This window comes from Beijerinckia indica subsp. indica ATCC 9039 (genome assembly GCF_000019845.1).
Lineage (GTDB): Bacteria > Pseudomonadota > Alphaproteobacteria > Rhizobiales > Beijerinckiaceae > Beijerinckia > Beijerinckia indica.
In genome coordinates, this window is the sequence record NC_010581.1 from 4,077,589 (window position 1) to 4,091,596 (window position 14,008).

Here is a 14,008-nt window from a genome sequence, read left to right on the forward strand (position 1 = left end):
AAGGTCATTTGCAAGCAATTTGCAAATCGGCCCTTTTTTTAGGGATTCATCCCCTGGTTTTTTGTAAAGCCTACCTAACGACATTAGTCGTTCGATGGAGGTCACCATGAATCCTGCTTCCGTGACATTGCAGTCAATCGAGAAACCGGGTCTCCCACTCGTGTCCAAACCTCTCCCCAAAGGAAAGATTTTCATTGTTCATAGCGTGCCGCTGATGCGCCTCGCTATCGAGACCATCCTCAGCAAGGCCATGCCCTTGGCTGGTCATGCCATTTTCAGCATGTCGCATGCTGAAAACGACAGCCTCGGTCAGGCTACTTCTGGCGATATCGTCATTTGCGACATCACCACCTGGACTGTGCTGGAAAAAGAAGCTGATTCCGCGCACCAGCCCCATCTTCACAATCGCGGGATCGCCGTGGCGATCGTTGCTTCTCCGGATCAGACCGGCACCCGCCTGCTCGAGACACGGGGTGTCTCTGGCGTCATCCATCCCGATGCTGAACCGCAGGCCTTTATCGACATGGCCGGCGATCTTCTGGCAGGCCGCCGCTCCATTTCCAAATCTCTCAATGCCGCTCCGCATGCCGCGGGCCTCGGTCGCCTTTCGAATCGCCAATTCGAAATTCTCGAATTGATGACGAGAGGCCTGCTCAATAAGCAGATTGCCTGGGAACTTGGTCTGACCGAGGGCACCGTCAAGAGCCATGTCTCGGCCATTTTAGAAAAACTCGGTTGCGACCGCCGCACTCAGGCGATCACTGCTTTCATGCAGAGCCTTGGCGTTGGCCGTTCTTCCACGATCGCCGCCTAACCTACCGCTTTTTCCCCAAGAATAGCAGCGTGATCGGACCGAATGAGGCCGGGCTCTTTATTGCTCATCAAAATTATATCTTATGCCCAAAGATACATTTTCGGGCAAATGCTCTAAATTTCAGCAAACGCCATCGGATTCCCCCTGAAAGCGGCACTCCCTTTTAGGGTCGATGGTCTGGCTTTTCGCATGTGCCAAGCTGGATAAGCTCTATCCTAGCTTAGCACATGCGTTTTTTATGCCATTTTGTGCCCGGGTGCAGAATTTATTTCCCGCACCTCGGGCCTATTTTCTCAGGCTACCAGGCTCTGTTCTCCGCTTTCGCGCAGAACGGTGGCAATGGCTTCCGCCACAATATCGAGATTGGCCTTATTGAGAGCGGCAACGCAGATGCGACCGCTGTCCAGCGCATAGATCGAGAAACGGCTGCGCAACATCTCGACCGCTTCCTTCGACAGGCCCGAATAAGAAAACATGCCGCGCTGGCGCGTGATGAAGCTGAAATCGCGATCAGGGACCTGGACGCGCAGACGCTCCGCCAGTCCCTCGCGCATGGCTTTAATGCGATCGCGCATCAGGGCCAATTCATCGTGCCAGAGAGCAGTAAGGCCCGGCTCATTCAGGATCGTGGCAACGGTAGCGCCGCCATGGCTTGGCGGGCTCGAATAAGTGGTGCGCGCGATCCGCTTGATCTGGCTGAGAACTGGCCCGCGCTCGGCGGCGCCGCCGGTCACGACGGCAAGGGCACCGACGCGTTCGCCATAGAGCGACAAGGATTTCGAGAAGGAAAAGGAGACCAGAAACGGCAGGCCAGCTTGCGCGAATGTATCGATCGCCACGCGATCTGCGTCGAGGCCGTCGGCAAAGCCGAGATAGGCCGCATCGAGGAAGGGAATGACGCCGCGCTCAGCGGCAAGGGCTTGAATCTCCGCCCATTGGTACGGCTCGAGATCGAGCCCGGTTGGATTATGGCAGCAGGCGTGCAGAAGCAGGATGTCGCCGCTCGGCAAAGATGACAGGGTCTGAATCAGGCCAGCGAAATCAAGGCCGCCATCGGCGCGATAATAAGGATAGGTTTCGACCTCGAAGCCGGCGGCGGAGAAGAGAGCGCGATGATTTTCCCAGCTTGGATCGCTGATCCAGATGCGCGCGGAGGGATTGGTGGTGCGCAGAAAATCGGCACCGAGCTTGAGCGCGCCAGTGCCGCCGAGCGCCTGGACGGTGACCAGCCGCTCGTCGAGCGAGGGACGCTCTCCGCTGAAGATCAAGCTGGCGACGGCATTATCGAAAGCCGCGATTCCGTCGATTGGCACATAGCTGTGCGGTCCCTTGCGGCGCAGCAATTCTTCCTCGGCTTGCTGCACGCAATCGAGAAGCGGAACGTGACCGTTCTCGTCGAGATAGACACCGACTCCGAGATTGACCTTTCGCGGCGACGAGTCCGCCACAAAAGCCTCGGTAATGCCGAGGACGGGATCGCGGGGCAATTGCTGGACATGAGCGAAAGGCGACGACAAGAATTCAATTCCCGGGTTTTGCGTCCCTGCCTATCAAGAACGCCGAATTATCCATGGGTTTAACTCCGGCATTGGCGAATGCCGAAGGCAACAGGTTCATGAAAGCGAAGGTATGAGGCTTCTAACATTGCAGAGACCTGGTGTGTCTCCCGAACACCAGGCTGTCTCGACAAAGGCACCGCTCGGCATCAAGCTTTTCAAGGCTTTTGAAGGAGCCACGCTGTCAAGTAAAGAAATTTACTGCATCCTCGTCGCTGGGGCAAATGACCTTTTGTCGCGTTTCTGAAAGATGACGCGATTTATGGGGCGCCATGGCGCGCTCCCATATCCAACCCAGCAGGGGCATTTTGGTTATGCTCTATTTTGCCCGTGCGGCGAGCTTGGCCGGATGGTTCGTTGTCGCCACGGCGGTCGCCGGATGCGTCGCGGCATTGATGACAGCCTGTTTGAAGGCGCCCTCTATCGAGACAGCAAAATTATAATGCGTGTTTGAGAAGGGGGCTGAATGGAACGGCTTATCGCTGCGCCACCCGACCAGAATGGCACCGATGACCGGCTTGTCGGCGGTGGTGACGACCGCGCCTCCCGAGGCCCCGTCGCCCGTTTCGCAATCAAAGGAAAATTCACGCGTTCCCTCGCTGCCGATCGAGAGCTGATCGTGAAGGTGGCATTTTTCCATCGACAGGCGGTGTCCGTCTCCCCAATCGATATGGCCGCGCGCCACGAATTCGACGGGCTCATTGTCGTGAACGGTTTCGGCAAGGCTGAACGGAACGGCACCTTCGATGGGATAAGCGAGACGGGCGACGGCCCAATCATGCACCGCGGCGATGGAATAGGGGTCCTTGGAACCAGCGACGACGGATTTGAGATTGATCGGCACACTGACCGGCTTACCGTCCATTTCGATGATGAAAGAGCAGTTTTTGGCGCGCGGCCGGCCGTGCTCGTCGAAGAGGACATGAGCTGCCGTCGTCACCACATCATTGGTCAAGGTGAGCTGACCGGCGCCATGGGCTTGCCCGCATTCGATCAAGCCGGAAGACACGAAATCACGGCGCAGATGATCAGCATCGAGCCGATAATCGGCGGCGAAATCATCCACGCTGCGGCGGCTGTTGCGACCGAAAACCACGACCGGAACGATTGGTGCCGATTGGAAATGCGTAAGATCTTTTTGCAGAAAAGGCGCGGCCCGAAGTCTGGGCGATCCGGCGAGTGTCAGAACACAAGCCATGGCCAGGAGCACTCCAACCGTGACACCCTTTCCACCTCTCATTGGCGAACCTTTCCCGATGCGATTTGTTGCGTGGCTTTGAAGCCATTGGCGCAAACCGGATGGAGGCCCAATGGCAGATAGTCTTTCGCGCCGCCGGTCGATCCTCAAACGAGGCATCCCCTTTTGCGCGGGCATACGGATCGTCAGCGGAATGTCCGCTTTGTCTTCCCTTAAGGGAAGGTCTTCTTCCGTGACAAATCGTCACCGATCGGGTGAGACACCAAGGTTCGGCCTGCTGGTCCCGCCGAATAGGCAGCATCCCACCGAATGGTTAATGATTTCACCCGGGCATTCAAGGCTAGGGCATCAAACCAGAAATCGCCAAACATCGCCGAGCCGCCGCTTGTCTTTCGACCATGAGTTTCGGGCCAAATTTCGGCATGACAGCGCACCTGCGACATCATACCGATAAAATCCCCTCGCTTTCGCCGTCAGAGTCGCTGGCCCCACGATAAACCGGTTGCATAAATATAGAGCCAAGCTTCCGGTGATGACCCTGCGATCTCTTCGTGTCTCGCCTGACGTAGCGCTAAGCAGGAATAGTGCCGGATGCTCACCTTCTCTCCTTTTGGGCTCTCTTTTCGGGCCGCAAGCTGGCGCTCGCATCAAAATGCACGGGTATCGAGAATCACGGATTCTCGATACGTCACTTTTCAAACTTATCCACTAGCCCTCATTGAAGCGCGACAAGTCGCCTTCAATGAGGGTGGATACTATGGCAGGCGATTCCATTCCAAAATTATGGCAGTTTCCAACTTCGAGCGCGGCCTTTATCCCTTCTCCTTGAAAAACGCTAAGGCGAAAAAAGCGCCAAGGTGAAAAGGTGCCAAGGTTTTCGACAAAATGACCCGGGAGGTTTTGTGTCCGCCCTTCTTCTCGACCGTTACAAGGATAAAATCGCACAAGGCTTTCTCGAACCTGACCCGGCGCAGGTGGAAGTGCTCGGCAGACTCGATGATTTGCGGGAAAGGCTCGAAGGCTATCGCTTGCCCCGGCGTTCGACGCCGCTTGGCTGGCTTCTGGGCAAGAAACCGACGCCCGGGCCGCGCGGCCTCTATGTTTGGGGGCCGGTCGGGCGCGGCAAAACCATGATCATGGATCTGTTCTTCGAGACGGTCGCCGTCGAGCACAAACATCGCTTGCATTTCAACGAATTCATGGCCGGCATCCACGCCCGTATCCATGCCTGGCGACAGGATCTGAAAAAGGGTCTCGTTAAGGGTGATGATCCGATCGAGCCCGTGGCGCAAGTCGTGGCGGAGACGACCGCCTTGCTGTGTTTCGATGAATTCACCGTCACCGATATTGCCGATGCGATGATCCTCGGGCGCCTGTTCGAGGCCTTGTTCGCCCGTGGCGTGGTGATTGTCGCAACCTCCAATGTCGCGCCGGGTGATCTCTATACCAATGGACTCAACCGGGCCCTTTTCCTGCCCTTCATTCGGTTGATCGAGGAGAGGATGGAACCGGTGCGTCTCGTTGCGCGCACCGATTACCGGCTCGAAAAACTGCAAGGCCAGCCTGTCTATTATGTGCCCGCCGATGCGCGCGCTGACCTTGCCATGACGAAAGCCTTCAAGGCTCTGACGGGTGTCGAGCAGGGCGATCCGATCTCGCTTGAATTGCTCGGCCGCAGCCTTCGCGTGCCGCAGGCCAAGGCCCATGTGGCGCGCTTCGATTTTACCGATCTTTGCGATGCGCCGCTCGGGAGCACCGACTTTCTCGCCATTGCGACGAATTTCCATAGCGTGCTCATTGATCGGATTCCGATCATTGCATCGGATCGGCGCAACAGCGCCAAGCGCTTTATCCTGTTGATCGATGCGCTTTATGATCAGCATGTGAAACTGATCGCCTCGGCGGCGGCGCAGCCCATCGACCTTTATTTTGCCGAGCGGGGAACCGAGGCTTTCGAATTCGACCGAACCGTCTCGCGGTTGATCGAAATGCAATCGTCTTCCTATCTTGCCTTGCCGCATGGCACGATCGATTCGCAGGCCTCCGGTGTCTCGACGGGACTGGTCGAAACCTGATGCATAGGGTCGCGGGGGCGCCTGGATAGGGTGCTGCCTCTCGACAAGCAGGATTTTGCATGACCTGATGGTTGCACCCGAACCATCCCTGCAGAACCCGCCGTGCCCGGATCTCGATGCGCCCTCGCCAGCCACCCCAGACAGTGCCGACTACCGATGTCCGCATTCTCGACATAGCGGCCGAGCATATTCGCCGGCATGGTCTTGCCCGGATGACGGTGACGCGCATCGCCGAGGAAGCCGGCATGTCGCACGCCAATATCTATCGCTATTATCCCTCGAAAGAGGCCTTGATCGAGGAAATTACCGCCGCTTGGCTAAAACCTCTTGAAGCGGGCCTGCGCATGATCGCCGATGCGCCTGATCCGGCTTTCGACAAGCTGGAACGCCTTCTCTTTGCGATTCATCGGGCTTATCGCGCCAAGCTTGAAAATGACGCGCCCTTGTTCGATCTGTTTCTCGCTGCCAATGACAAGAATGCGCCCATCGCGCGCAAACATCGCAACCGCTGCCGACTCGAGATCCAGCGCACCTTGGAAGAAGGCGCGAGTGGCGGTCTGTTCGCCATTACCGATATGAAAAAGGCGAAAGCGCTGGTCCTCGACGCATTATATCGTTTTCTGTCGCCTGCCGGGATTGTGCTCGATGCCGAAGAATCGCGGGCCGGCGTGGAGGCGCGGATGCAGACCCTCCTCGATCTGGTACAGGGCGCCTTGACACAAGGCCGTTATTGATGCGTCCGGGTACCGGTGCGCGGGCCGGCATCACGTTTCCGTTTGCGATGACAAGCTACAAATTTTGTAAATAGAAACCCAAGAAAAAGGCGATTTTTCGGGGCGAAATACGCTTAGCCGATTTTGTCAGCGATATGAAAAGTATGGATTTTATAGGCGAAATCGAGGAACGGGCCGAGACAGACTTGAGCCTGGCCACGGTTTTCAGACTTTCGGGTGGCTTGCAATTGAAAAACAGCTTCGGCACAAGCATGTCCACGCTTCGTTCCCGGCCGATGAGCGGCCGGTGACATCTTCACCGACCAAGTCGGCATTCCGTTAGAGGGCACGACTCCAAAAGTTTGGACTCCAGGGGCTAGACTCGGGCCTGATTGGGCTCCGCTCCGTGGATTGGTGATCGACCAATGGCTTGACAGGGCCATTGGGGAGGATAAGCGAGGCCGCGAGAAGCCCCGGCCCTAACGTCGGCGGCGAAGCAAGGACGGATAATTATGGCGCGTAACAAGATCGCTTTGATTGGAGCCGGACAGATCGGCGGCACCCTGGCTCATCTGGCCGGTCTCAAGGAACTGGGCGACATTGTTTTATTCGACATTGCCGAGGGCACGCCTCAGGGCAAGGCCCTGGATTTGGCGGAATCAGCCCCGGTCGACGGTTTCAACGCGCATTTGAGCGGTGCCAATGATTATTCGGCAATCGAAGGCGCCGATGTCGTGATCGTCACGGCTGGTGTGCCGCGCAAGCCGGGCATGAGCCGCGACGATCTGCTCGGCATTAATCTCAAGGTCATGGAATCGGTGGGCGCGGGCATCAAGACCTACGCCAAGGATGCTTTCGTGATCTGCATCACCAATCCGCTCGACGCCATGGTCTGGGCGCTGCAGAAAGCCTCCGGCCTTCCGCCGCAGAAAGTCGTCGGCATGGCTGGCGTGCTCGATTCCGCCCGTTTCCGCTATTTCCTGTCCGACGAATTCAAGGTTTCCGTTGAGGATGTGACCGCCTTCGTGCTTGGCGGCCATGGCGACGATATGGTGCCTCTGCTGCGCTATTCGACGGTTGCCGGCATTCCCCTGCCCGACCTCGTGAAGATCGGCTGGACCACGCAGGAAAAGCTCGACGCCATTGTCAAGCGCACCCGTGGCGGCGGCGGTGAGATCGTCAATCTGCTCAAGACGGGATCGGCCTTCTACGCGCCGGCGGCTTCCGCTATTGCCATGGCTGAGTCCTATCTTAAGGACAAGCGCCGGGTCTTGCCGGTCGCGGCCCAGCTCAATGGCGAATATGGCGTCGACAAGCTCTATGTCGGTGTGCCGGTGGTGATCGGCGCCAATGGTGTCGAGAAAGTCGTCGAGATCACGCTCGATGATGCCGAGAAGGAATTGTTCAAGAAATCCGTCGCCTCCGTGCAGGGCCTCGTCGAGGCTTGCAAAACCATCAATCCGGCTTTCGCCTGAGGCTCTTCGAAAAGTCTCCGAACTTTCCGAAGTGACGTCTCAGATCGACGTCATGGAATAAGCAAAGGTGATTTCCGCTCTGCTCGAGTGGAAATCACCAAGCCATCGGGTCAGCTTCAGGTCAGTCCGGTGGTTTAGGGTGCGTTTCAGGAGTGGGGTACGGCCCATAAGAGCCGCCGCTTTTGAGTTGATGTGATCCACGCGCCGGATGCCGCCGGCGTTTGACACTCTTCGCCGATGGCTTCGGCCAACCTCATAAGTGCCTGCATGAACATTCACGAATATCAGGCCAAAGCAATTTTGCGGGATTTCGGGGCGCCGGTTTCGCATGGAGCCCCGGTGTTGACGCCCGGTGAGGCGGAAGCCGCGGCCCGTGCCCTGCCGGGACCCGTCTATGTCATCAAGGCACAGATTCACGCCGGTGGGCGTGGCAAGGGGCATTTCAAGGAACCCGAAGCTGGCGAGAAAGGCGGCGTGCGTTTGGCGCGCAGCCTTGCCGAAGTCAAGCAGGCAGCCGAAGCCATGTTTGATCGCACGCTCGTCACGGTTCAGACCGGGCCTGCTGGACGCAAGGTCCAGCGCCTCTATATCGAGGATGGCTGCGACATTGCCCGTGAGTTCTATCTGTCTCTGCTTGTTGATCGCTCCACGAGCAGAATTTCTTTCGTGGTGTCCACGGAAGGTGGCATGGACATCGAGGAGGTCGCCCATAAAACTCCCGACAAGATCGTGAGTTTTTCGATCGATCCCGTGACTGGCATCGAGCCACACCATGGCCGCGCTGCCGCTGTGGCTTTGGGCCTTGGCGGTGATCAGGCGGCGCAAATCACGCAGATCACCACCTCTCTCTACAAAGCCTTCGTCGCCAAGGACATGGCGATGCTCGAGGTCAATCCGCTGGTGCTGACCAAGGAGGGGCGCCTTCTTTGTCTCGACGCGAAGGTCTCCTTCGATCCGAACGCACTCTACAAACATCCAGATATTGTCGCGCTGCGTGATGAAAACGAGGAAGATCCTAAGGAGATCGAGGCCTCGAAATTCGATCTCGCCTATATCGCCCTCGATGGCACGATCGGCTGCATGGTGAACGGCGCGGGTCTCGCCATGGCGACGATGGATATCATCAAGCTCTATGGCGGCAATCCGGCGAATTTCCTCGATGTTGGCGGCGGCGCCAGCAAGGAAAAAGTCATTCACGCGTTCAAGATCATCACCGCCGATCCTCAGGTCAAAGGGATTCTCGTCAATATTTTTGGCGGCATCATGAAATGCGATGTCATTGCCGAGGGCATTATTGGCGCCGTCAAGGAAGTGGGTCTCAAAGTGCCGCTCGTGGTGCGGCTTGAAGGGACCAATGTCGACCTCGGCAAAGTGCTTTTAGAGCGCTCCGGTCTCGATGTCATACCAGCCGATGACCTCGACGACGCCGCGCAGAAGATCGTCGCAGCAGTCGGAAAAGGAACAGTCTGATGGCGATCCTCATCGACAAGGAAACAGGGGTGATCTGCCAAGGTTTCACTGGCAGGAACGGCACCTTTCATTCCGAACAGGCCCTGGCCTTTGGCACGAGAATGCTCGGCGGCGTGGCGCCGGGCAAGGGCGGTCGGACGCATCTCGGTCTGCCGGTTTTCGAAACCGTGCTGCAGGCGAAGCAGGCGACAGGCTGCGAGGCAAGCGTGATCTATGTGCCGCCGCCTGGCGCGGCGGATGCGATTCTCGAGGCGATCGATGCTGAGATCCCGCTGATCATCTGCATCACCGAGGGCATACCGGTCCTTGACATGGTCAAGGTCAAGCGTGCGCTCAGCGGTTCGAAATCGCGGCTGATCGGTCCCAATTGCCCTGGGATTGTCACCGCGGGTGCCAGCAAGATCGGCATCATGCCCGCGAATATTTTCTCGGTCGGTTCGGTCGGCATTGTCTCACGCTCTGGCACTTTGACCTATGAAGCGGTGTTTCAGACCACGCGCGAAGGGCTTGGCCAGACGACTGCCGTCGGCATCGGCGGTGATCCTGTCAAGGGAAGCGATTTCATCGACATTCTGGAACTGTTTCTGGCCGACGAGAAGACGCATTCGATCGTCATGATCGGCGAGATCGGCGGTTCGGGCGAGGAAGACGCCGCTCAGTTCCTGGCTGACGAGGCCCGTCGTGGCCGCAAGAAACCCATGGTCGGCTTCATTGCGGGGCGCACAGCGCCGCCCGGCCGTCGTATGGGACATGCAGGTGCCATTATTTCGGGTGGCAAGGGGGCTGCGGAGGACAAGGTCGCTGCCATGGAAGCCGCCGGTATCAAGGTTTCGCCCTCGCCAGCGCGGATCGGTCATACACTGGCCGAGCTTGTGCGGGCATAGCGCCTACAGTATTCATTAAAGTGGTTCTTGTCGATGAACTGATTGTGTATATGTATGTGGATATGAATGCGCACCTTGATGCTCTTGTAAGAATTCAAGGCATCGCTTTCGTGTCCGATTTGCAAGCCATGTTCTTTGAATGAAGAGGATGGGTTGAACCAGCGGTGCCAGAGGCACAGCTGGAAAAAGTGAAATGGAGGAAGCGCGGAGATCCGTGCCCGTGGTCAGCATGTGTTCAGGGTTTTGATGCTCTGCATTCATGCCGCAGCCACGGTACAGTCTGGCGGGTTTGCCTTGACGGTGAAAGGTGACGGTCAAGGCAAGCCGGACGGACGGGATCACCATTCTAATGCGGAGGGTCGTTCAAGGCTTTTGCCTTGCGGCATTCCGCACGAGCCGAGATCATGTCTGTAGCTGTCGCCAGACGTGATTTCTGGGTTTTTTGATCCGAGGTTGGCGCAAGTCGCGATCGTGCGACGCAAAGGTTAAGTCGCTTCATGGGCGTGACCTTAGTTGCGAGGCCCATGCAGGGATCACCGAATGATGACGAAGGATCATTGCTGAAACACGCGCAATCACCCTGGCCCGAGCGTTCGGGTGTGCCTATCTCGGGAAAGAGACGCGGCGCGAGATCGAGGGCGATTGCAATAACTTGCAGGAGATGATGATGGCACGCCAGGATGAAGATGCAACAGGCACGGGTGCCGGCAGCGGCGGCACCGGCCGCTCCTCCCCCAACCAGGCTTTTGCGCAAACCGCTTTTCTCTATGGCGGCAATGCGACCTATGTCGATCATCTTTATGAATCTTATCTACAAAACCCGGCCTCGGTCGATCCGGAATGGCGCGAATTCTTCTCGGGCATGAACGATGAGCGCCGATCGGTCCAGATCAGCGCTGAAGGTCCGGCTTGGAAAAAGCCGAATTGGCCGATCACCGCCAATGGCGAACTGGTCTCCGCGCTCGACGGTAATTGGGCGCTGACCGAAAAGGCGATCGGCGATAAGCTCAAGGCCAAGGGTGAGGCGAAAGCCGAAGCAAAAGGGCAGACGGTCTCGGGCGCCGATCTCGAACGCGCGACCCGTGATTCAGTGCGCGCCTTGATGATGATCCGCGCCTACCGTATGCGCGGCCATTTGCATGCCAATCTCGATCCCCTGGGCCTTGCGCCGCCGAAGGATCATGAGGAATTGCATCCGGCGACCTATGGTTTCACGGAGGCCGATTACGATCGCAAGATCTTCATTGATAATGTGCTTGGTCTCGAATTCGCCTCCATCAATGAAATGCTGCCGATCCTGCGCCGCACCTATTGCGACACGATCGGCTTCGAATTCATGCATATTTCCGATCCCAGCGAAAAGGCCTGGCTGCAGGAACGCATCGAAGGCCCCGGCAAGGAGATCAGCTTCACGCAGGAAGGCAAAAGGGCGATCCTGCAGAAGCTCGTCGAGGCTGAAGGCTTCGAGAAATTCCTCGATGTGAAATATACCGGCACCAAGCGTTTCGGCCTCGATGGCGGCGAGGCCATGGTGCCGGCGCTGGAACAAATCATCAAGCGGGGCGGTGCGCTCGGCGTCAAGGAAATCGTTCTCGGCATGGCCCATCGTGGCCGTCTCAATGTCCTGTCGCAGGTCATGGGCAAGCCGCATCGCGCGATCTTCCATGAATTCAAGGGCGGTTCGTTCAAGCCCGACGATGTCGAAGGTTCGGGCGACGTCAAATATCATCTTGGCGCCTCTTCCGATCGCGACTTCGACAATAACAAGGTCCATCTGTCGCTGACCGCCAATCCGTCGCATCTCGAAATCGTCGATCCGGTGGTGCTCGGTAAGGTCCGCGCCAAGCAGGATCAATGGAACGATGTGGTGGAGCGCAACCAGATCCTGCCGCTCCTCATCCATGGCGATGCGGCTTTCGCGGGTCAGGGCGTCATTGCCGAATGTTTCGGCCTGTCCGGCCTCAAGGGTCACCGCACCGGTGGCTCGGTGCATTTCATCATCAACAACCAGATCGGTTTCACGACCTATCCGCGCTTCTCGCGTTCGTCGCCCTATCCGTCCGACGTCGCGAAAATGATCGAAGCGCCGATCATCCACGTCAATGGCGATGATCCTGAGGCTGTGGTCTATGCCGCCAAGATCGCGATCGAATTCCGGCAGAAATTCCATAAGCCGGTCGTCATCGACATGTTCTGCTATCGCCGCTTCGGTCATAACGAGGGCGACGAGCCGGGCTTCACCCAGCCGGTCATGTATAAGGAGATTCGCTCTCACAAGACGACGCTCGAACTCTATGCCGGAAAGCTCATCGCCGAGGGTCTCGTGACCGATGGCGAGGTCGAAAAGCTGAAGAACGATTGGCGTCAGCGTCTTGAGGCGGAGTTCGAGGCGGGCCAAGCCTATAAGCCGAACAAGGCCGATTGGCTCGACGGCCGCTGGGCTGGCCTGAAGCCGGCGGTCGATGGCGAGGATGATCGGCGCGGCCGCACCGGTGTCGATATCACGCGCTTGAAGGAGATCGGCGAGCGCCTGACCACGATACCGGAGAGCTTCCATCTGCATAAGACGATCGGTCGCTTGATCGATAATCGCCGCAAGATGATCGAGACGGGGACGGGCATCGATTGGGCGATGGGCGAAGCGCTTGCCTTCGGAACCCTTGTCGATGAAGGCCATCCGGTGCGTCTGTCGGGCCAGGATTCGGAACGCGGCACGTTCTCGCAGCGCCATTCCGTGCTGACCGATCAGGAGACGGAGGCGCGCTATGTGCCGTTGAACCAGATCCGCGACGAGCAGGCCAATTACGAAGTCATCAATTCGATGCTTTCGGAAGAAGCCGTGCTCGGATTCGAATATGGCTATTCCCTGGCCGAGCCCAATGCGCTCGTCCTCTGGGAAGCCCAGTTCGGCGATTTCGCCAATGGCGCACAGGTCCTGTTCGACCAGTTCATTTCCTCGGGCGAGCGCAAATGGCTGCGCATGTCGGGTCTCGTCTGCCTGCTGCCGCATGGCTATGAGGGCCAGGGACCGGAACATTCCTCGGCCAGGCTCGAGCGCTATCTGCAGCTCTGCGCCGAGGATAATATGCAGGTCGCCAATTGCACGACGCCGGCCAATTATTTCCACATCCTGCGCCGGCAATTGAAGCGCGACATCCGCAAACCTCTGATCCTCATGACACCGAAATCGCTGCTGCGCCATAAGCGTGCGGTTTCGACGCTGGAGGAATTGCAGACGGGTTCGAGCTTCCACCGCCTGCTGCTCGACGATGCCGAGCAGGGCAAGGCCGAGAAGATCAAGCTCGTCAAGGACGACAAGATCCGTCGCGTCGTCCTATGCTCGGGCAAGGTCTATTACGACCTCTTCGAGGAACGCGAGCAGCGGGGCGTCGATGACGTCTATCTGTTGCGTGTCGAACAGCTCTATCCCTTCCCGTTGAAGGCTTTGGTCAACACGCTGTCGCGCTTCAAGAAAGCTGATGTGGTGTGGTGTCAGGAAGAGCCCAAGAACATGGGAGGCTGGACCTTTGTCGAACCCTATATCGAATGGGTGCTCGGACAAAGCGGTGGCAAGGCGACGCGGCCGCGTTATGCCGGCCGGCCGGCTTCCGCCGCGACGGCGACCGGCCTCATGTCGAAACATCTGGCGCAGATCAAAGCCTTCATGGACGAGGTCTACGGGGCCTGAGGCTCAGATTCGATAAAACGTGAGCAGCATGATGGCGCTAGTATCCACCCTTATTGAAGCGCGACTCGTCGCGGTTCAATAAGGACAAGTGGATACGGTTTAAAAAGGGGCTTATCGAGAATCCGTGATTCTCGA

General features: G+C 57.8%; 10 protein-coding genes. 7 read left to right on the plus strand and 3 right to left on the minus strand.

Annotated elements, in window-relative coordinates; genetic code table 11:
- The first annotated feature begins 106 nt into the window (after window positions 1-106).
- Window positions 107-814 carry a helix-turn-helix transcriptional regulator gene (locus tag BIND_RS20315; protein ID WP_012386502.1) on the plus strand — a complete coding sequence of 236 codons (708 nt, stop codon included), beginning with the start codon at window positions 107-109 and terminating at the stop codon, window positions 812-814.
- Between the two features lie 293 nt (window positions 815-1,107).
- On the opposite strand, the gene BIND_RS18300 is transcribed toward BIND_RS20315, so the two are convergent.
- The 3 genes from BIND_RS18300 to BIND_RS18310 all read right to left on the minus strand — a co-directional run bounded on the left by BIND_RS18300 (window position 1,108) and on the right by BIND_RS18310 (window position 4,014).
- On the minus strand, window positions 1,108-2,331 hold the full coding sequence (locus tag BIND_RS18300) for an amino acid aminotransferase (protein WP_012386503.1): 1,224 nt from the start codon (window positions 2,329-2,331) through the stop codon (window positions 1,108-1,110).
- Between the two features lie 358 nt (window positions 2,332-2,689).
- Window positions 2,690-3,610: a trypsin-like serine peptidase gene (locus tag BIND_RS18305; protein WP_012386504.1), complete on the minus strand. Its 921-nt coding sequence runs from the start codon at window positions 3,608-3,610 to the stop codon at window positions 2,690-2,692.
- 170 nt (window positions 3,611-3,780) lie between these two features.
- A complete protein-coding gene (locus tag BIND_RS18310) occupies window positions 3,781-4,014 on the minus strand; it encodes a hypothetical protein (protein WP_041778223.1) in 234 nt (77 codons plus the stop codon).
- A gap of 456 nt (window positions 4,015-4,470) precedes the next feature.
- On the opposite strand from BIND_RS18310, the gene zapE reads away from it, so the two are divergent.
- The 6 genes from zapE to BIND_RS18345 all read left to right on the plus strand — a co-directional run bounded on the left by zapE (window position 4,471) and on the right by BIND_RS18345 (window position 13,873).
- Window positions 4,471-5,643 (plus strand): cell division protein ZapE, encoded by a 1,173-nt coding sequence (zapE, locus tag BIND_RS18315; RefSeq protein WP_012386505.1) that lies wholly within the window; start codon window positions 4,471-4,473, stop codon window positions 5,641-5,643.
- Window positions 5,644-5,759: 116 nt separating this feature from the next.
- Window positions 5,760-6,377: a TetR/AcrR family transcriptional regulator gene (locus tag BIND_RS18320; protein WP_012386506.1), complete on the plus strand. Its 618-nt coding sequence runs from the start codon at window positions 5,760-5,762 to the stop codon at window positions 6,375-6,377.
- A 491-nt stretch (window positions 6,378-6,868) separates the two neighbouring features.
- The gene (gene mdh / locus BIND_RS18330; RefSeq protein WP_012386507.1) at window positions 6,869-7,831 is read left to right on the plus strand and encodes a malate dehydrogenase; all 963 of its coding nucleotides are present in this window, start codon (window positions 6,869-6,871) and stop codon (window positions 7,829-7,831) included.
- Window positions 7,832-8,098: 267 nt separating this feature from the next.
- Window positions 8,099-9,301: an ADP-forming succinate--CoA ligase subunit beta gene (gene sucC, locus BIND_RS18335; protein ID WP_041779040.1), complete on the plus strand. Its 1,203-nt coding sequence runs from the start codon at window positions 8,099-8,101 to the stop codon at window positions 9,299-9,301.
- Window positions 9,301-10,185, plus strand: a complete 885-nt coding sequence (sucD, locus tag BIND_RS18340) for a succinate--CoA ligase subunit alpha (protein WP_012386509.1) — start codon at window positions 9,301-9,303, stop codon at window positions 10,183-10,185. Before sucC ends, sucD begins: the two co-directional genes overlap by 1 nt.
- Before the next feature lie 667 nt (window positions 10,186-10,852).
- Complete coding sequence (locus BIND_RS18345; RefSeq protein WP_012386510.1) at window positions 10,853-13,873, plus strand: 2-oxoglutarate dehydrogenase E1 component; 3,021 nt, start codon at window positions 10,853-10,855, stop codon at window positions 13,871-13,873.
- Window positions 13,874-14,008 lie beyond the last annotated feature (135 nt).